Source organism: Nocardia sp. 852002-51101_SCH5132738 (assembly GCF_001665695.1).
GTDB lineage: Bacteria > Actinomycetota > Actinomycetes > Mycobacteriales > Mycobacteriaceae > Nocardia > Nocardia nova.
The window spans coordinates 55,225-73,255 of the sequence record NZ_LZML01000211.1 but is presented as its reverse complement, the minus strand read 5'-3'; the positions used below and the strand labels follow the sequence as shown (position 1 = coordinate 73,255).

Below are 18,031 nucleotides of genomic sequence, written 5' to 3'. Positions count from 1 at the left end.
GAACCTCGACCTCAGCGGGTTTCCGGTGACATCGCCCGGGATACCAGCAGACCGTGCAGCACACGTGCCGGCCCTTCGGACCCGGCGGTCAATTCCCCGGCGGCGAAGGCAACCGCCAACGCGCGCGAGGGCGCGAAAACGTTGCCCCGGAAGCAATCCGGGCCGAGCTGGGCGCGCCACAGCTTATAGCCGCGGACCACTCGCGCCAGGGATTCGTGCTGGACACCGTCGAGCCGCAGATACGCTCTGATCAGCGCGCGCTGGGCTTCCTCGCGAACAGGAGAGCCGCACGTCATTTCCAGAGCGGCGCCGAGTTCGCGCACCATGGCGGCGAACAGCGGCCGCTCTCGGTAGATCGCCGCCTGCCCGGCCGTAGGTGGTGGGGTGAGCAGGAGGGGATCGACAGCGGCAGCTCGGCTCACCGTGATCCACGGCTCGGCGTGCGCAGCGTGCGTTACGGGAGCGCGGTTCTCGACTTCGCAGTATGGTTCGGCGCTACTCGTGATTTCGAGTCCGCGCAGGTGCACCGGGTATCTGGCCCGGATGACATCGAGTGCGGCCGCGATCTCGCGCACGGTATCCGCGGAGACGCCGCCCGAATCGAATCCGAGAATATCGAGACCGTGCCTGGCCGCCATGTCCTGTGCGAGCTCCGACGCCGCGGCAGCGGCGGTGCGCGGACGTGCGGGTGCAGATCGGCGACGGCGTGGAGCGTTCGGTCGTGGCGCGCCGCCCCGCTTCGGTGCCGGCTTTTCGGGGCCGGCGGGGCGGTCGGTAGTTCGCGGCGATGCTACCCGTGGTGGTGTGGTGTTGCCCGGCGTCGCGGGTGCGTCGGTGGCGCCGGGTGCGCCCGTCCAGGGTGTGCCGGCAGTGTTTCGCGCCCACGGGGTCTCCACCCGCGACGGCGTGGAGGTCTTCTGCTGCTCAGCGGTGGCGGCCGAAGATGGAGGCGCCGGCGCTGTCGCAGGTGCCGGAGTAGAAGACTGCGGCTGCGCGTCTGCGTCCGCGTGTCCGGTCGCCGGGGGAGTCCGAATGCCGGGCGCAGCCGGGGAGGATTCGCTGCCGTCCGTGGCGGGAGTCGGCCAGCCGGTGGACCGTGCCGCGGCATCAGGCATCCGCGTCAGACCGTCGGACGAGGGCGGCCCCTGATCGACCGCCGCCCCATCAGGGCGTCGACCCTCATGGGGCGCGGGCGGGCCCGGCAACTCGCTGGAAACGGGATGCGACGGCGCGGAACCGAACGGCGTAGTCGGTGCGGTGACGGGTACATCGAATCCCGGTGCAGCGTTCGGCGCACCCGAGCGTTGCACCGCCCGTGCGCTGCTCACATCGTTGTCTTCGAAGGCATCCGCCGCCTCGGCGGCATTTTTACGCAATGCGCGCAGGTTCCCGGTGAGATTCTCGAGTCCTTCGAGGCCGCGTTCGGCGTCGGGCACATACGTGTGCGCGAAGGTCTTTCCGGGCTCATCCGCACCCCAGCAGTGCCCTTCGTGTTCGAGCGCCGACCGTAGCGCGGACGTGATCAGGGCGGCCTCGTCGGCCAGTCGTTCCAGTTCCGCGGCCGAAGCGCGCAACTCGGCGGGGTTCACCGACAGTGACTGGTCCACGCCGATCTCCCTCGTCGTCGCACGGCGAGTCGCGTGGTGTCGGCTGTGGAGGCGTTCGCCGGCGTTCACGCCTCTCGACAGCGGGCGGTACCCGATTATGACCTGTCAACTGGTTGGGCACGATCCAGGACTATTCCCTGTCCTGGGAGGTGTGTAGCCGAACCGGAAATGCCGGGCCGGAAAGACATTACGGGTGGCCTCCGCAAGGGAGACCATCCGTAATGTGTTGGCGTCTAACGCTTTACAGCGGAATGTTCTTGTTGTGGCTGGGCTGGGCCGGGGCCGAGGCCAGCGCGGCGGCGATGGTGGACCGGGTCTTGGCCGGGTCGATGACCTCGTCCACGACGCCGAGGGACAGGGCCCGTCCGACTCCGCCGGCGATGGTCTCGTGTTCGGCGGTGAGGCGCTCGATCAGGGCCTCACGCTCCTCTTCGGGGGCCTTCGCGATGGCCTTCTTGTGCAGGATGCCGACCGCGGCCTTGGCGCCCATCACGGCCACCTCGGACTCCGGCCAGGCGTACACGGCGGTGGCGCCCAGCGAGCGGGCGTTCATCGCGATGTAGGCGCCGCCGTAGATCTTCCGGGTCACCAGCGTGACGCGCGGGACGCGAGCCTCGGCGAAGGCGTGCAGCAGCTTCGCGCCGCGGCGCACCACGCCCTCCCATTCCATGCCGACACCGGGCAGGTAGCCGGGCACGTCGGTGACGACGACCAGCGGGATGCCGAAGGAGTTGCACAGGCGCACGAAACGCGCTGCCTTCTCGGCGGATTCGCTGGTGAGGCAGCCGCCCATGCGCAGCGGGTTGTTGGCGAGGACGCCGACCGTGCGACCACCGAGGCGGCCCAGGCCGGTGACGATGCTGCGGGCGTAACCGCCCTGCATCTCCTCGAAGGAGGATTCGTCGTTGCCGTCCGGCGAGGGGATCTTGTCGAGCAGCTCGCGCACGACCGGCTTGACGTCGTAGGCGCGCTTGGCCGACTCCGGCAGCATCGCCTTGAGGTCCACATCGCCGTGCGCGGCGGCGGACAGGTCGAATTCGCCCTGTTCGGCGAACATCGAGACCAGGCGGCGGCCGCGGTGCATCGCGTCGTTCTCGTCGTCGGCGACGATATGGCACACACCGGACTTCTTGCCGTGGGTCTCGGGCCCACCGAGGGTGGCCATGTCGACGTTCTCGCCGGTGACCGACTTGACGACATCCGGTCCGGTGACGAAGACGCGGCCCTCGGGCGCCATGATCACGACGTCGGTCAGAGCGGGGCCGTACGCGGCGCCGCCGGCGGCGAAGCCGACCACCACCGAAATCTGGGGGACCAGGCCCGAGGCGCGCACCATGGCCTCGAAGACGGTGCCGACCGCGTGCAGTGCCTCGACACCCTCGGCCAGGCGGGCGCCGCCCGAATGCCAGATGCCGACGACGGGGATCCGGGAATCGATGGCGGTATCGATCGCGTCCACGATGTGCTTGCACCCGTCGACACCCATGGCGCCGCCCATCACGGTGGCGTCGGAGCAGTACGCGACGGTGCGCACGCCGTCGACCTCGCCGATGGCGGCCAGCACGCCGGACTTGTCGCGGGGGTGGAGCGGAAGGACGGTTCCGGGATCGAAGAAGCGCTGCAACCGACCCAGCGGATCACGGGGATCGGTCGTGGCATCCGCCTGCGCGGGGGCCATGATGGTCATCGCGGTCTCTCCTCGATGGAATGTGGAGTCGCTGACGCGGCTGCGAAAGATGAAAAATCCCGGTGGGGCTTTTCGACGAGGGGATCTGCCTTGGCCGAAAAGCCCCACCGGGTTCGCTGAAGTTGTCGACAGTACGTTGTCGACGAGTCGGATCAGTACCGTCCGAAGGCCAGCGCCACGTTGTGGCCGCCGAAACCGAACGAGTTGTTGATCGCGTACTCGATGTCCTGGCGACGGGCCTCACCGTGCACGACATCCAGGTCGATCTCCGGGTCCTGGTTCTCCAGGTTCAGCGTGGGCGGAACGATGCCGTCGCGAATGCTGAGCACTGTGAGCACCGACTCGAGGGCACCCACGGCGCCGATCGAGTGGCCCAGGGCGGACTTGGGCGCGTAGACCGAGGCGTGCTTGCCCACGGCCCTGTAAATCGCGTTCGCTTCCGCGGTGTCCCCGATCGGGGTGGCGGTCGCGTGCGCGTTGATGTGCGTGATGTCGGACTTCGACAGTCCGGCGGTCTGCATGGCGCGCTCCATGGCGCGCGCCGCACCGGCACCCGTGGGATCCGGGGCGACCAGGTGGAAGCCGTCGGAAGTGATGCCGGCACCCAGCAGGCGAGCGTGGATGGTGGCCCCGCGTGCCTTGGCGTGCTCTTCGGTCTCGACGACCATCAGTGCACCGGCCTCGCCGAAGACGAAGCCGTCACGATCCTTGTCGAACGGCCGCGACGCGCCCTTGGGGTCGTCGTTGCGGGTGCTCATCGCGCGCATCATGGAGAACGCGGCGATCGGCACGTCGGAGATGTAGCCCTCGACACCGCCGGTGACGACCATGTCGGCGTCGCCCATGACGATCATCCGCCACGCGTTGGCGATGCCCTCGGATCCCGACGAACATGCCGAGACCGGGGTGACCACTCCCGCCTTGGCCCCCAGTTCGAGGCCCACGACAGCGGACGGCCCGTTCGGCATGACCATCTGAACGGCCAGCGGCGAGATCTTGCGGTAGCCGCCGTTCTTCAGCTTGTCCACCGAGTCGATGAGCGCGTCGCCGCCGCCGAGACCGGTGCCGATCGACACGGCCAGGCGCTCGGGGTCGACCTCGGGGCTGCCGGCGTTCTTCCACACCTCGCGCCCCAGCACCATCGCCAGCCGCTCGACATAGGCCATGCGGCGGATCTCGACCCGGCTGAGCAGGGTGTCCGGCGAAACCTTCAGGTGGCCGCCGATGCGAACCGGGAGGTCGTATTCCTCGATGAAGGAATCCTCGAGAACGTCGATGCCGCTCTCGCCGTTGAGGAGTCCCTTCCACGTCGCATCGACGTCACCCGCGATCGACGTGGTCGCCGCCATGCTGGTGACGACGACGTTCGGGAAGTTCCCGTTCAAAGTGGAAGGAGTGGTCACGGTGTCGGCCTTACTGGGCGTCGAACTTGGCCTTGAGCTCAGCGGCCGCGTCGGAGTTCTCGGCCTCGAGCTTCTGGATGTAGGAGACGGCGTCACCCACGGTCTTGAGGCTGGCAAGATCCTCGTCGGGGATCTTCACGCCGTACTTGTCCTCGGTCTGCACGGCGATCTCGACCATCGACAGCGAGTCGATGTCCAGGTCATCGACGAAAGACTTCTCGATCGTCACCTCGGAGGGCTCGATGCCGGTCACCTCTTCGATGATCTTGCCGAGCTCTTCGACGATCTGTTCCTGGGTCAGAGCGGCCACTTGGTGGCTCCCTTCTTGTTCTTTCGTTGGTCCGACGTGAATCGGAGGTCCCGATTATTTCTTCGGTACGAGGTGGACGAATGTTTCGTCCTGCTCGCTCACGGTCGCGTCACTGCGAGCCGCGAGGAAAGCTAGCCGGTTGCCGAGAGCTCGACAAACGCGGGGATGTTCTCGGGGGTCTTCAGCGCCAGATTCGGGGTGCCCTTGAGCTCCCGCTTGGCGATGCCGACCAGGGTTCCGGCCGGCGGCAACTCGGCCACCGCGGAAACCGCTGCCGCGCGAACGGTTTCGGTGCACAGATCCCACCGGACGGGCCGGGTCACCTGTGCCGCCAGCTTCTCGATGGCGTCTTTGCCCGAGTCGACCGGCTTGCCGTCGTAGTTCGACAGCAGGGTACGGGTCGGCTCACCGGGGACCATCTGGGAGATGGCTTCGGCCACGGCGTCCTGGGCGGGTGCCATGAACGCGGTGTGGAAGGCCCCGGCGACGGGCAGCGCGCGAATCCGCGCCTTTTCCGGCGGGTTCGCGGCCAGTTCCGCCAGCGCATCCAGCCGGCCCGCCGCCACGATCTGGCCGACCGCGTTGCGGTTGGCCGGGACCAGGTCGAGTTCGGCGAGCCGGTCGAGCACGGCGGCTTCGTCGCCACCGAGCACGGCGGACATGCCGGTCGGAACCAGCGCACACGCCTTGGCCATCTCCGCACCGCGAATCGCGGCCAGTTTCACCGCGTCGTCGGGAGAGACGACACCGGCGACGGCTGCGGCGGCGAGCTCGCCGACCGAATGTCCGGCGACGATGGTATCCGCCGGGACCGCTTCGTGCGGAATCTCGGCGAAAGCCAGCAGCGCGGCGGCGACGACCAGCGGCTGGGTCACCGCGGTATCGGTGATCTCCTCCGCGGTGGCGGTGGTGCCGAGGCGGAGCAGATCCAGGCCGGAGGCCTTGGACCACAGTTCGAGGCGGTCACGCGCGCCGGGAAGATCGAGCCATGGCGCGAGCATGCCGGGTGTCTGAGAGCCCTGTCCAGGGGCGAACAACGCGATCACGCCTCTAACAAAACACTGTGAGGGGGGTCCGTGGAGATGTCGGCGCCGATGATGTTTGAGCGACGCTTTTGTGTGGACCCCACAAAACGGCACGTGGGTCGAGGCGATCGACAGCGCCCCGATGTCCGTTACAGACGATCTTCGTAGAAAGTTGCCTGCGAGTCTTCTGAGGCAGGTGTAGACGATTCGTTACGCATTCGTGTCAAACGACCCACTGTTGCCGCGATTCGGAGCACATAGGCGTCACGAGGATTCATCGGATCCCGGCCGGTGACCTCGGCGATGCGCTTGAGCCGATAGCGGACCGTATTTGGATGAACGAACAGCTGCCGGGCGCAAGTCTCGACCGCTCCACCGCAATCGAGGTAGGCGTCGAGCGTGTCCGACAAGGCCGACCCGGCGGCGGCCAACGGTAGCACAAGATACTCGTTGAGAGCGTCGACCGCAGCCCGATCGCCGAGCAGGGCTCGCTCGGGCAGAAGTTCGGAGGCGTGCACCGGCCGCGGCGCCGCCCGCCAGCCCACCACGGCCTCCATTCCGGCCATCGCCTCCACCGCGCTGACGTGCGCCGCCGACAGCGTGCGCATGGTCGGGCCGATCACCACGGGCCCCTCGGAGAACGCCTCGGCGAGCAGATCCATCAGGAACGGCGAGGGGTAGCCGGTATCGCCGAGATTGCCGCTGACCACCATCACCAGCCGCGAACCCTGCACCACCGCGAGCGCCGCGCGGCCGTGCCGGGCGGCGACGACGTGCACCGAACTCACCACGGCCACTTGATCTTTCGGTGGTGTGCCGACCAGCACCGTCGCGGCGGCGGTGGCATCCCAGTTCAATGTGGCGGCGCGCGAGAGCATTTCGGCGCCGGTGTCACCACGCACCACGGCGTCGACCACCAGCGCCTCCAGGCGGGTGTCCCAGGCGCCGCGGGATTCGGCCGCGGAGGCGTAGACCGACGCCGCGGCGAAACCGAGTTCGCGGCCGTAGCGCAGCACCGCCTCGGTGAGTGCCACCAGCTGGCGGTCGTTGCGGGCCAGCGCCGGCAGCCACTGCTCGAAGAACTCCATCGCGACCCGGACCATGTCGACGGTCTGCCGCAAGGTCAGCCGGCGGGCCAGGTCCTGCGGAATCACCTGGAACGCGTCGAGGCTGAAACGGATATCGCTTTCCGGATCCTGCAACCACTCCAGGAAATTGACCACCGCTGTCTGCACCAGCATCTGCACGCCCGCGCGCTGGGCGGCATCCAGATCGCCGAAGAACGGTAGCCGGTCCTCCATCGAGGCGATCGCCTCGGTGGACAGCCGCCCGGAGAACTGCTTCACCCGTTTCAGCAGGGTGTCCGGCAGCGGATCGCGGGTTTGCCGATTGGGGGACAGCGCCCCGGTCGGCAGATAGACCTCGTGCTCGGACGACCCCTCGGAAACCCGGCGAGGCCGCGGCGGTTTACGTTCCACTGTTCAATATTCCGTCATCGCGCTGTCGGTCTCCGCAACCCCCCGGTAGGGGCGCGATTCGCGCCCCTACCGGAACGGTCACGCGAGCTGTTCTTCGCTGCTCATCGATTTCGGCGCGGCGTCGACGTCGTCGATGCGGTAGCGGGTTGCGGCCTGCCCGACCACCGACGGATCGACCCCGCCGGTGCGTCCCAGGGCCTCCAGCGCCGCCAGCGCGATGGATTGGGCGTCGACGTTGAACACCCGCCGCGCCGCCTGCCGGGTGTCGGAGAACCCGAATCCGTCGGTGCCCAGCGTGGTGTAGTCACCGGGGACCCATTTGCGGATCTGGTCCGGCACCGCGCGCATCCAGTCCGAGGCCGCCACGAACGGCCCCTGCGCCTGCGACAGCACTCGCGTGATGTACGGCGCGTCGGTTCCGGCATCCGGATGCCGCAGCGTGTGGATCTCCTTGGCCAGCGCCTCCCGGCGCAGCTCGCTCCACGAGGTCACCGACCACACGTCCGCCTGCACACCCCAGTCCTCGCCCAGCAGTTCCTGCGCGCGCAGGCCGTCGGGCAGCGTCACACCCGCGACCAGGATCTGGGCGCGCACGTCACCCTCGCCGCCCCGGCGGTACAGGTAGATGCCCTTCAGCAGGCCCTCGACGTCGAGGTCGTCCGGCTCGGCCGGCTGCTGATACGGCTCGTTGTAGAGGGTGATGTAGTAGAAGACGTTCTCGCCGCCGAAGACGTCGTCCTTCATCACCGGATGGGTCCCGGGCATCTCGGAGGCGAGGGTTCCGCCCGGACCGAGCTGCGCTCGCCCGCCCCCGTACATCCGTCGCAGGCCGTCGCGCACGATGTGGGCGATCTCGAAGGCGAACGCCGGATCGTAGGCGACCACCGCCGGATTGGTGGAGGCCAGCAGCAGCGAATGGCCGTCGTTGTGCTGCAACCCCTCGCCGGTCAGCGTGGTGCGCCCGGCGGTCGCGCCGAGTACGAAGCCGCGGGCCAGCTGGTCGGCGGCCGCCCACAGGCCGTCGCCGGTGCGCTGGAACCCGAACATCGAATAGAAGATGTAGAGCGGGATCATCGGCTCGCCGTGGGTGGCGTACGACGTGCCGGCCGCGGTGAACGATGCGGTCGATCCGGCCTCGTTGATGCCCTCGTGCAGAATCTGGCCCACTTGACTTTCTTTGTAGGCCAGCATCAATTCCGCGTCGACGGAGGTGTACAACTGCCCGTTGCGGTTGTAGATCTTCAACGACGGGAACCACGAGTCCATACCGAAGGTGCGGGCCTCGTCCGGGATGATCGGCACGATGCGCTTGCCGATCTCCTTGTCGCGCAACAGTTCCTTCATCAGCCGCACGAACGCCATGGTGGTCGCGACGTTCTGCTTGCCCGAACCCTTGCGCACCGAGGCGTAGGGCGCGTCGCCGGGCAGCTGCAAAGGCTTTGCCGCCGAACGCCGTTCGGGCAGGAAGCCACCCAGGGCGCGGCGGCGGTCCAGCATGTAGCCGATCTCGTGCGAATCCATGCCCGGGTGGTAGTACGGGGGCAGATACGGATCGGCCTCGAGCTGGGCGTCGGTGATCGGAATGCGCTGCACGTCGCGGAACGCCTTCAGATCGTCGAGCGTCATCTTCTTCATCTGGTGCGTCGCGTTGCGCGCCTCGAAGTGTTTGCCCAGGCCGTAACCCTTGATGGTCTTGGCCAGGATCACCGTCGGCTTGCCCTGATGCGCCAGCGCCGCGGCGTAGGCCGCGTAGATCTTGCGGTAGTCGTGGCCACCGCGCTTGAGGTTCCAGACCTGCTGATCGGTCAGATCCTTGACCAGATCCTTGGTGCGCGGATCGCGGCCGAAGAAGTGCTCGCGCACGTAGGCGCCGTCGTTGGCCTTGTAGGTCTGGTAGTCGCCGTCCGGGGTGGAGTTCATCAGGTTGACCAGCGCGCCGTCGCGGTCGGCGCCCAGCAGCGCGTCCCACTCCCGGCCCCAGATCACCTTGATGACGTTCCAGCCGGCGCCGCGGAAGAACGACTCCAGCTCCTGGATGATCTTGCCGTTACCGCGGACCGGGCCGTCGAGCCGCTGCAGGTTGCAGTTGATGACGAAGGTCAGATTGTCCAGACCCTCCAGCGCCGCCACATGGGCCAGGCCGCGCGATTCCGCCTCGTCCATCTCGCCGTCGCCGAGGAAGGCCCACACGTGCTGATCGGAGGTGTCCTTGATCCCGCGATCGTGCAGGTAATGGTTGAAGCGCGCCTGGTAGATGGCGTTCATCGGGCCCAAGCCCATGGAGACCGTGGGGAATTCCCAGAAATCGGGCATCAGTCGCGGGTGCGGATACGACGACAGCCCGTGGCCCGGACCGCCGTGGCTGTATTCCTGGCGGAACCCGTCGAGCTGATCCTCGGTCAGCCGGCCCTCGAGGAAGGCGCGGGCGTAGATGCCGGGGGAGGCGTGGCCCTGGATGAAGATCTGGTCGCCGCCGCCGGGATGGTTCTTGCCACGGAAGAAGTGGTTGAAGCCGACCTCGTACAGCGCCGCGGACGACGCGTAGGTCGAAATATGGCCGCCCACACCGATTCCCGGCCGTTGCGCGCGATGCACCATGACCGCGGCGTTCCAGCGGATCCAGGCGCGGTAGCGGCGCTCGACCTCTTCATCACCGGGGAACCACGGCTCGTTCTCGGTGGGGATGGTGTTGACGTAATCGGTGGAGGTCAACGACGGGATGGTGACGTGACGTTCACCGGCGCGCTCCAGCAGGCGCAGCATCAGATAGCGTGCGCGGCCGGGGCCCTCGCGCTCGAGCATCTCGTCGAAGGAGTCGAGCCACTCGCTCGTCTCCTCCGGGTCGATGTCCGGTAGATATGACGCCACCCCCTCGCGGATCACACGCACACGCGCACCGGCCGGGCGGGCGGGCGCCGACTGGTGGTCGGCGGAACCGTTGGCGCTCGTCGGCTCGGGGTCGGATGCAGAACTTGACGAAATCGGGTGCATCAGGTCGGTCAAAATCAATGCTCCTCGTACAGGGGGTGGACAAGCTGATGGCTCTAACCCCGGGCAGCACCGCTGGTGTGCGGGCCGTCCGTCGCTCACGGTTTGGGGCGCACCTCACATCCTTGTCGATGATGCGTCCCAGGTCATCATGTCAGCCGTAAATCCAGTACCGTTCGCTAGGCTGTGACGCTCGTTGCAGCGAACTCGCCACAAGACATTCTTTCGACTGCTCGAGAAGCGGGGAGGACGATGAAACTGCTGAACCCACGTGGGTTCGGACTGACGTGCGCGACCTTGGCGGTCGGCACCGGACTCGTGGTGGCAGGATGCTCTACCGCTGTCCACGGTACCGCGACCGTGAACCAGGCGGACGCGGCCGCGTTCCGGACCGAGATGGCAGCGTCCTCGGCCGCGGCCACCTCGTCGAAAAAGGCTGCCGCGCAGACGAAAGCCGTCGCCGACAACTGCACACCGTTCCGTGACACCACCGGTGCCGCGGTGACGAAGTACAACGACTTCGTCGACGCGCACGATGCGAACGCCCCCGACCAGGACGCCAAGCGCGATTCCGCAGCGCAGACCCTCGAGGACGCCGCGCGGACCGTGGAGGGGCGGGTCACCGCCGCCGGCGACGCGTTACCCCCGGATCTCGCGCAGAAGCTCACCGAATACGTGAACGCCGCCCGCGGTCTGGCCGGCGAATCCCGCAAGATGACCTACACCGCACCGGTCGGCACGCTCAACGACGCGAGTAAGCGAGTCAACGACGCGCTGAACGCGGTGCGGACCGCATGCCCGGCGCGATAGCCGGGAAACGGATGTCCCGGGGCCGCTCAGGGCGTTGCGAACCGCCTCTGCGGGCTTCGCCCCGGGGCATGCATCCGCGACATTTCGGAGGCTATTTGGGCGGATCGGCTTGCGTTGCGGCCGATAACCATGTTCGCTTGCAACTATCTGTTGTCGGGAGTTGAGGAGGACACCACCGTGGTCGCCGCGGCGGACGCGCAGAACTACGCTCAGAAGCTTGGCATTGCCCACGGCATGGCGGTTCAGGAATTGGGCTGGGACGAGGACACCGCAGACGAGTTGAGGGCGTCTGTCGAGGACGCGATCGGCTCCGAGCTACTCGACGAGGACACCGACGAGGTGATCGACGTCGTACTGCTGTGGTGGCGCGACGGAGACGGGGACCTGGTCGACGAGCTGATGGATGCCATCGGTCCGCTCGCCGAGGACGGTGTCGTGTGGGTACTCACCCCCAAGACCGGTCAGCCCGGCCATGTCGACCCCAGCGAGATCGCCGAATCCGCCCCCACCGCGGGGTTGACGTCGACCACACCGGTCAGCCTCGGCACCTGGACCGGCACCAAGCTGATGCAGCCCAAGACGCCCTCGAAGCAGCGCTGATCCACCGCGTGACTATTGTTTCGCACGGGCGGCCGCCGAGTACCGGAACAGCCCGCCGTCGAAGACAGGAGGACTGCGCATGCCGCTCGAAGTGGGAACGGCCGCACCGGATTTCACGCTGAAGGATCAGAACAACCAGGATGTGAGCCTCGCCGATTACCGGGGCCACAAGAATGTCCTGATCGTCTTCTATCCGCTGGCTTTCACCGGCATCTGCCAGGGTGAGCTGTGCAAGGTGCGCGACGAACTGCCGAAGTTCCAGAACGACAACGCCGAGATCCTCGCCATCTCCGTCGGACCCCCGCCCACCCACAAGATCTGGGCGGCCGAGCAGGGCTACACCTTCCCGCTGCTGTCGGATTTCTGGCCACACGGCGCCGTCACCCAGGCCTACGGTGTCTTCAACGACAAAACCGGCTTCCCCAACCGCGGCACCTTCGTCGTGGACAAGGACGGAATCATCCGCTTCGCCGAGATGAACGGCCCCGGAGAGCCCCGTGACCAGGCGGCTTGGGAGAAAGCGCTCACTGCACTAGATTCATGAACCGCCGCGCACGGTCCCGGTCAACCGGCCCCGCGCAGCACACCATCTTCACCGCCGCCCGGCCGGTGAAGTCCGGGCGTATAGCTCAGTGGTAGAGCACTGGTTTTACACACCAGCGGTCGGGGGTTCGAACCCCTCTGCGCCCACTCTGTCTGTGCAGGTCAGAAGGCCTGCAATGTGCCCCACGTCGAATCCGTGGGGTTCGCGGCTCGACACGTCGGTCTCCGAAAAATAGGTATACGCACAGGTAGTTCTACCGTCGCGATGGTGGTCGCCGGCGACGAACCTGGAGTTCGTATCTATCGGTCACGTTGCGGAGGATTCGATGTCTGCACCCGAGCTTCGGCACAGGTCCCATGCCGGCACCACGGAAGAGATCTTGATGATCCGGCGATGCGCGAAGTGTGACAAGTTGTTCGCGCCGCTCACGGCGGGGTGTTCCTCGTGTGCGTCGGATGACCTGGAACGGGTGCCGTCGTCGGGTGTGGGTTCGATCGTGTCGTGGCGGGTGGTGGACCGTGCCGGTGCTGGTGGTGCGCCGTCGACGGTCGCGATCGTCGAACTCGACGAGGGGCCGTGGGTCTACACCTCGCTGGAGGGGGAGGTGCCGCTGCTGTCGGATCGACCGGTGCGGGTGCATTTCCAGCCGCGTCCGCGAGACGACAGATTTCCGGTCTTCGTGGTGTGTGCCGATCGCCGGCACCGGCAGTGCCGGCGCGAATCGGTGACTTCCGCTGCCTCCGACAGAGGAGCCCACGCGCCCCGGTGAACCGCGTTTTGCGCAGTGCTATGGCCGGGGGATCAGGTCGCAGCGCTCGGAACCAGGCCCACCAGCCCTCCGTCGACGAGCAGATCCTGGCCGGTGATGTACGACGCCTCGGACGAGGCCAGGAAGGCCACAGTGGCGGCGACGTCCTCGGCGGACCCGATCCGGCCGGCGACGATATCGCCGGCCACAGCGCTCTGCACGGCCTCGGGAAGCTCGGCCCGCAGCGCGGGGGTGTCGATATATCCCGGGCTCACCGAGTTGACCCGAATTCCCTTGGCGCCCAACTCGGCAGCGAACGTGCGTGCCAGATTGTGCGCCGCGGCCTTGGTCGCCGAATACAGCGAGCCGAACGGCATGCCGCGGTGCAGTGCCCACGAGGCGTTGATCACGACGGCCGCGTCGGGGGCCAGTAGCGGAATCGCCTTCTGCACGGTGAAGAACACCCCTTTGAGGTTGACGCCGATCACCCGGTCGAAATCGGCCTCGGTCACCGCATCGGTCGGCGGAAAGAATCCGATGCCCGCATTCACGAAAAGCACGTCCAATCGGCCGTACCCGTTCCGGACGGTCTCGAAGACGGCATCGATGGCGGCGAGGTCGGTCGTGTCGCCGGCGATCGCGAGCGCCTCCGGCCCGAGTTCATCGGCGGTCGCGGCCAGCCGGCCCGGGTCGCGGCCGGTGACGATCACCCGCGCGCCCTCGTCACGCAACCGCCGCGCGGTGGCCAGTCCCATACCGCTCGTCCCGCCCGTGACCAGTGCGATCTTGCCGTCGAATCTGTTGTGTGCCATGGGAAGAAGCCTGCCGAGGGCCGGACTCGACAACCAGTGCGAGATCAACGTGGGATAACCACCACCAGGCTATGCGGGTGCGGCCGTTCGATCCCGCGTCAGCAGGCTCAGCCGCTGCTCGGTCCCGGTGCCCGGCCGGGGGTTGTACAGCACCAGATGCCAATCGGGATGGTCCGCGACGATCAACGTGGTGGTGTCGAAGAACAGCTCGCCCGCCGCCGGATGGCGCACCGCGTGCACCGCCTGCGTCGGGGCGCCCACCTCCTGCCGGGCCCACAGTTCGGCGAATTCCGCGCTGATCGTGGAGAGTTCGGTGATCACCCTGTCGAATTCGGGATCGTTCAGCGCCGCATCCGCGCGATAGGCGGCGACGACCGCCGGTGCGGCGGCGGCCTAGTGCAGGTGCATTTCCCGGTAGCTCGCGTTGGTGAAAAACGAGACGAGACAGTTGTAGTCGTCGCAGTCGTAGCCGAAGGCCATCCGTGCCGCGTCGTTGACGGCCAGGATGTTCCAGTACCGGTCACGCAGCACCGCGGGCCGCGGTGACCACACCGTGAGCAGATGCCGCAGTTCCGCGGTGACCTGTGCATCCCGATCCCGCACGGCCCGAGGCGGATTCATCCCTGCCAGCCGATACACGTGGGCCCGCTCCCACTCGGTCAATCGCAGTGCGCTCGCGATCGCGTCCAGCACTTCGGTCGACACCTTGATATCGCGCCCCTGCTCGAGCCACGTGTACCAGGACACTCCGACCCCCGCGAGCTGTGCGACCTCTTCGCGCAGCAGGCCCGGCGTGCGACGTCGTCCGGTCGCCACCAGCCCGACCTCGGCGGGGTCGAGCCGTTCGCGGCGACTGCGGAGGAATTTGCGCAGCTGTTCTCTACGCCGCGCCGAGTCACTGGTCATGAAAAACAGTAACAATGCGCCCCGACTCGGCCTCGCCATCGCGCCGATCACCGGGTTGCCGAGGATGTGTTCGCACGTGTAGGCCCGAACAGAGAAATCCGGCGAGCGGTCGACTCACGCATCCCCGCGACCGGCGGCGGAAGCCGCGGGCGTAGCTCCTGGTCTGCGCAGGTCGATGTTTCGCATCGTGACCAACGCTGTCGCACAGAGTGTTTCGGCGCCCTGGTCGACACCGTAGACCTCGGCCGCCGCGACGGTGAGCGCCTTGCCGGGCTTCACGACCCGCCCGCGGGCCACTAGATACTCACCTCGCGCCGGAGACAGAAGTTTGACGGTGTAGTCGACCGTCATGTTCACCCAGCCGGCCGGTAACAGCGTCCCCGCCGCGGAACCACCGGCGAAGTCCGCGAGCGACCCGATCACGCCGCCCTGAAAGTTGCCGTTGTGCTCGGTCAACTCCGTGCGATAGGGCTGCACGATCTCGACCTCGCCCCGTTCGACGCGGCGGAACGCGAACCCCAGATGTCGCGCCGCGGGCATGCCGAGGACGACGGCCTCTACGATCTGCGCGAACTCCGGATTCTCCGCCTGCTGCCCGCTCATCACCCGGCTCCTCTCGGGGTGCTCGACGCTCCACCGCCGAATCCGGGAAGCCGAGGTGCACCACAACTGGACTGATTGCCATTTAATCTGAACTTGACGTCAACTTCAAGTTCTGGCTCAACGGCGATTCGGCGTGGGGGAGCCTCCGCCGCCTGCCCACGCCGCACCGGCCTCACATCACGATGCGCAGTGGGTGTTCGATCAGCTCCTTCAGTTGGGCGAGGAATTGGGCGGCGACGGCTCCGTCGATGGCGCGGTGGTCGGCGGACATGGTGACGCGCATAATCTTTCGGCTCACGACTTCGTCGCCGTCGAGGCGGAGTTCGTCGGTGGCGGCGCCGATGGCGAGGATGGCGGCTTCGGGCGGGTTGATGACGGCGGTGAAGTGTTCGATGCCGTACATGCCGAGGTTGGAGATGGTGAAGGTGCCGCCGGTCATTTCCTCGGCGCGGAGTTTGCGGTCGCGGGCGCGTTCGGCTTTGTCGCGGGTTTCGGCGGCGATGGCCGAGACGGGTTTGCGGTCGGCGTCGCGGATCACGGGGACGAGCAGGCCGGCGGGGGTGGCGACGGCGACGCCGAGGTGGATGCCGTGGTGGCGGCGCAGGGTGTCGCCGGCGAAGGAGACGTTGACGGCGGGGTTGGCGCGTAGTGCGGTGGCGACGGCTTTGACCAGCAGATCGTTGACGCTGACCTTGCCGGCCCCGGTGTCGGCGAGTGACTCGTTGATCCGGGCGCGGAAGGCCAGGAGTTCGGTGACGTCGATGGCGCTGGTCAGATAGATGTGTGGCGCCTGCTGTTTGCTCTCGGTGAGGCGGGTGGCGGAGACGCGTTGGATGGTGGTCAGGGGGATCTCGTCGTAGTCGCCGGAGGCCGAGATGCCGGGGGTGCCCGGTTCCGAGGTTTCCGATGCGGCGACAGCGTGCACGTCGTCGGAAGTGCCTGCCGCATGCGCATTTTCGACATCGAGTCGGGTGATGCGTCCGCCGGGGCCGGTCCCGGTGACGGTCGCGATGTCGACACCGAGTTCCTGCGCGATCTTGCGCGCCAGCGGTGAGGATTTGCGGCGGACGGTATCTGCGGCGGAGGACGCAACAGACCCTGCTGGCGCCGCGTCGGCAGGGGACGGGCCGGGCTGTGGCGCGGTCTGCCGTCGTTTCGATGCGATGTCGGCCGGTTCCGGCTGCTGCTCGATGCTCTGCCGTGCCGATGCGGGCTGGGTCTGCGGAACAGCCGCCGATGACGGCGCGGGTGCGGCGGCGGTCCCGCTGCCGTCGCCGAGAATGGCGATGGGCTCGCCGATCGGAACCCGCGTTCCGGGTGCGGCGATGATGTGTTGGAGGACGCCGTCGTCGTAGGCCTCGAGTTCCATCAGGGCTTTGTCGGTCTCGATTTCGGCGAGCACTTCGCCGCGGGTGACGGTGTCACCGACCTGTTTGAGCCAGTTGGCGACGACGCCGTCTTCCATGGTGTCGGAGAGGCGGGGCATGGTGATTTCGGACAACGGTCTTTCCTCTCAGCGTCGCTTGCCCACGGCCGCAAGGGTTTCGACGGCGGCGGTGTAGAGCGATTCGACGGACGGCAGGGCCAGCTTCTCCAGCGGCTTGGCGTAGGGGAGCGGCACTTCGGCCATGGCGACGCGGCGCACGGGAGCGTCGAGATAGTCGAAGGCGCCGTCGGAGATCGATGCCGCTATTTCGGCGCCGATGCCGTAGGTGAGCCAGTCGTCCTCACCGATGACCGCGCAGCCGGTCTTGCGGACCGAGCGGACGAGGGTGTCGCGGTCGAGCGGGCGCAGGCTACGCAGGTCGATCACCTCGGCGGAGATGCCCTCGGCGGCAAGTTCGTCCGCGACCTGGGTGCAGACGGTGGCCATGCGGGAGTAGCCGATGAGGGTGATGTCGGTGCCTTCGCGGGTGACGGCGGCCTTGCCGATCTGTGCGGGCGGAAGGTCCTGCGGTACTTCGCCTTTGGTGTTGTAGAGCGACAGGTTCTCGAGGAACAGCACCGGGTCGTCGTCATCGATCGCGGCCTTGAGCAGGGCGCGGGCGTCCGCGGGTGTGCTGGGTGCCACGACCTTGAGGCCGGGAACGAACGCGTAGTAGAGCTCGATGTTCTGGGAATGGGTGGCGCCGAGTTGTTGTCCGCCGCCGCCGGGGGTGCGGATGACCATCGGCACGCTGGTCTGCCCACCGAACATGCCGTAGATCTTGGCGGCGTGATTGACGATCTGGTCGAGGGCGAGCAGGGAGAAGTTGATCGTCATGATCTCGACGATCGGGCGTAGACCGAGCATGGCGGCGCCGATGGCCGCGCCGACGAATCCTTCCTCGGCGATGGGAGTGTCGCGGACGCGCTGCTCGCCGAATTCGTTCAGCAGTCCGGCGGTGATCTTGTAGGAGCCTTCGAAGACGCCGATCTCCTCGCCGATCAGGAAGATGTCGTCGTCGCGGCGCATTTCCTCGCGCAGGGTTTCGCGCAGCGCTTCGCGGTAGGTCATGACAGGCACGGGG

General features: G+C 67.3%; 15 protein-coding genes, 1 tRNA gene and 1 pseudogene. 5 read left to right on the top strand and 12 right to left on the bottom strand.

Translation table 11 applies throughout. The features are described from left to right. Positions 1–11: 11 nt before the first annotated feature. The 7 genes from A5789_RS37105 to aceE form a co-directional block, all read right to left on the bottom strand. Positions 12–1,607 carry a hypothetical protein gene (locus tag A5789_RS37105; protein WP_155525582.1) on the bottom strand — a complete coding sequence of 532 codons (1,596 nt, stop codon included), beginning with the start codon at positions 1,605–1,607 and terminating at the stop codon, positions 12–14. A gap of 241 nt (positions 1,608–1,848) precedes the next feature. Beyond that, the gene (locus A5789_RS33795; protein ID WP_063011312.1) at positions 1,849–3,294 is read right to left on the bottom strand and encodes an acyl-CoA carboxylase subunit beta; all 1,446 of its coding nucleotides are present in this window, start codon (positions 3,292–3,294) and stop codon (positions 1,849–1,851) included. A gap of 152 nt (positions 3,295–3,446) precedes the next feature. Next, a complete protein-coding gene (locus A5789_RS33790) occupies positions 3,447–4,697 on the bottom strand; it encodes a KasA/KasB family beta-ketoacyl-ACP synthase (protein WP_063011310.1) in 1,251 nt (416 codons plus the stop codon). A gap of 10 nt (positions 4,698–4,707) precedes the next feature. After that, the gene (acpM, locus tag A5789_RS33785; RefSeq protein ID WP_030518485.1) at positions 4,708–5,007 is read right to left on the bottom strand and encodes a meromycolate extension acyl carrier protein AcpM; all 300 of its coding nucleotides are present in this window, start codon (positions 5,005–5,007) and stop codon (positions 4,708–4,710) included. A 131-nt stretch (positions 5,008–5,138) separates the two neighbouring features. Then, positions 5,139–6,053, bottom strand: coding sequence for an ACP S-malonyltransferase (locus tag A5789_RS33780; RefSeq protein WP_082941133.1), 915 nt, complete (start codon positions 6,051–6,053; stop codon positions 5,139–5,141). A 128-nt stretch (positions 6,054–6,181) separates the two neighbouring features. Then, a complete protein-coding gene (locus A5789_RS33775) occupies positions 6,182–7,510 on the bottom strand; it encodes a CdaR family transcriptional regulator (protein WP_063011308.1) in 1,329 nt (442 codons plus the stop codon). A 78-nt stretch (positions 7,511–7,588) separates the two neighbouring features. Next, on the bottom strand, positions 7,589–10,513 hold the full coding sequence (aceE, locus tag A5789_RS33770) for a pyruvate dehydrogenase (acetyl-transferring), homodimeric type (RefSeq protein WP_064902388.1): 2,925 nt from the start codon (positions 10,511–10,513) through the stop codon (positions 7,589–7,591). A 237-nt stretch (positions 10,514–10,750) separates the two neighbouring features. On the opposite strand from aceE, the gene A5789_RS33765 reads away from it, so the two are divergent. The 5 genes from A5789_RS33765 to A5789_RS33745 all read left to right on the top strand — a co-directional run bounded on the left by A5789_RS33765 (position 10,751) and on the right by A5789_RS33745 (position 13,221). Next, the gene (locus A5789_RS33765; RefSeq protein WP_064902389.1) at positions 10,751–11,308 is read left to right on the top strand and encodes a hypothetical protein; all 558 of its coding nucleotides are present in this window, start codon (positions 10,751–10,753) and stop codon (positions 11,306–11,308) included. 177 nt (positions 11,309–11,485) lie between these two features. Further along, entirely contained in the window at positions 11,486–11,908 is a 423-nt protein-coding gene (locus A5789_RS33760) for a DUF3052 domain-containing protein (RefSeq protein WP_030518770.1), read from the top strand. A 79-nt stretch (positions 11,909–11,987) separates the two neighbouring features. Continuing rightward, the gene (locus A5789_RS33755; RefSeq protein ID WP_062999484.1) at positions 11,988–12,452 is read left to right on the top strand and encodes a peroxiredoxin; all 465 of its coding nucleotides are present in this window, start codon (positions 11,988–11,990) and stop codon (positions 12,450–12,452) included. Between the two features lie 74 nt (positions 12,453–12,526). After that, positions 12,527–12,598, top strand: a tRNA-Val gene (locus tag A5789_RS33750). Between the two features lie 179 nt (positions 12,599–12,777). Further along, a complete protein-coding gene (locus tag A5789_RS33745) occupies positions 12,778–13,221 on the top strand; it encodes a Zn-ribbon domain-containing OB-fold protein (RefSeq protein ID WP_064902390.1) in 444 nt (147 codons plus the stop codon). A 32-nt stretch (positions 13,222–13,253) separates the two neighbouring features. Here A5789_RS33745 and A5789_RS33740 read toward each other — a convergent pair whose 3' ends face one another. The 5 genes and pseudogenes from A5789_RS33740 to A5789_RS33720 form a co-directional block, all read right to left on the bottom strand. Further along, the gene (locus tag A5789_RS33740) at positions 13,254–14,012 is read right to left on the bottom strand and encodes an SDR family oxidoreductase (protein ID WP_063011302.1); all 759 of its coding nucleotides are present in this window, start codon (positions 14,010–14,012) and stop codon (positions 13,254–13,256) included. 69 nt (positions 14,013–14,081) lie between these two features. Then, positions 14,082–14,918, bottom strand: a pseudogene (locus A5789_RS33735) (helix-turn-helix transcriptional regulator). A gap of 114 nt (positions 14,919–15,032) precedes the next feature. Next, on the bottom strand, positions 15,033–15,521 hold the full coding sequence (locus A5789_RS33730; protein WP_064902391.1) for a PaaI family thioesterase: 489 nt from the start codon (positions 15,519–15,521) through the stop codon (positions 15,033–15,035). A gap of 172 nt (positions 15,522–15,693) precedes the next feature. After that, positions 15,694–17,022, bottom strand: a complete 1,329-nt coding sequence (locus A5789_RS33725; RefSeq protein ID WP_193615468.1) for a dihydrolipoamide acetyltransferase family protein — start codon at positions 17,020–17,022, stop codon at positions 15,694–15,696. 12 nt (positions 17,023–17,034) lie between these two features. Beyond that, on the bottom strand, positions 17,035–18,018 hold the full coding sequence (locus A5789_RS33720) for an alpha-ketoacid dehydrogenase subunit beta (protein WP_197040003.1): 984 nt from the start codon (positions 18,016–18,018) through the stop codon (positions 17,035–17,037). Between the last annotated feature and the right edge of the window lie 13 nt (positions 18,019–18,031).

Excerpts from the sequence above, each read along its gene's own strand:
- A5789_RS33795 (WP_063011312.1), bottom strand. The coding sequence starts at position 3,294 with ATGACCATCATGGCCCCCGCGCAGGCGGATGCCACGACCGATCCCCGT.
- A5789_RS33745 (WP_064902390.1), top strand. The coding sequence starts at position 12,778 with ATGTCTGCACCCGAGCTTCGGCACAGGTCCCATGCCGGCACCACGGAA.
- A5789_RS33755 (WP_062999484.1), top strand. The coding sequence starts at position 11,988 with ATGCCGCTCGAAGTGGGAACGGCCGCACCGGATTTCACGCTGAAGGAT.
- A5789_RS33740 (WP_063011302.1), bottom strand. The coding sequence starts at position 14,012 with ATGGCACACAACAGATTCGACGGCAAGATCGCACTGGTCACGGGCGGG.
- A5789_RS33730 (WP_064902391.1), bottom strand. The coding sequence starts at position 15,521 with ATGAGCGGGCAGCAGGCGGAGAATCCGGAGTTCGCGCAGATCGTAGAG.
- A5789_RS33765 (WP_064902389.1), top strand. The coding sequence starts at position 10,751 with ATGAAACTGCTGAACCCACGTGGGTTCGGACTGACGTGCGCGACCTTG.
- A5789_RS33720 (WP_197040003.1), bottom strand. The coding sequence starts at position 18,018 with ATGACCTACCGCGAAGCGCTGCGCGAAACCCTGCGCGAGGAAATGCGC.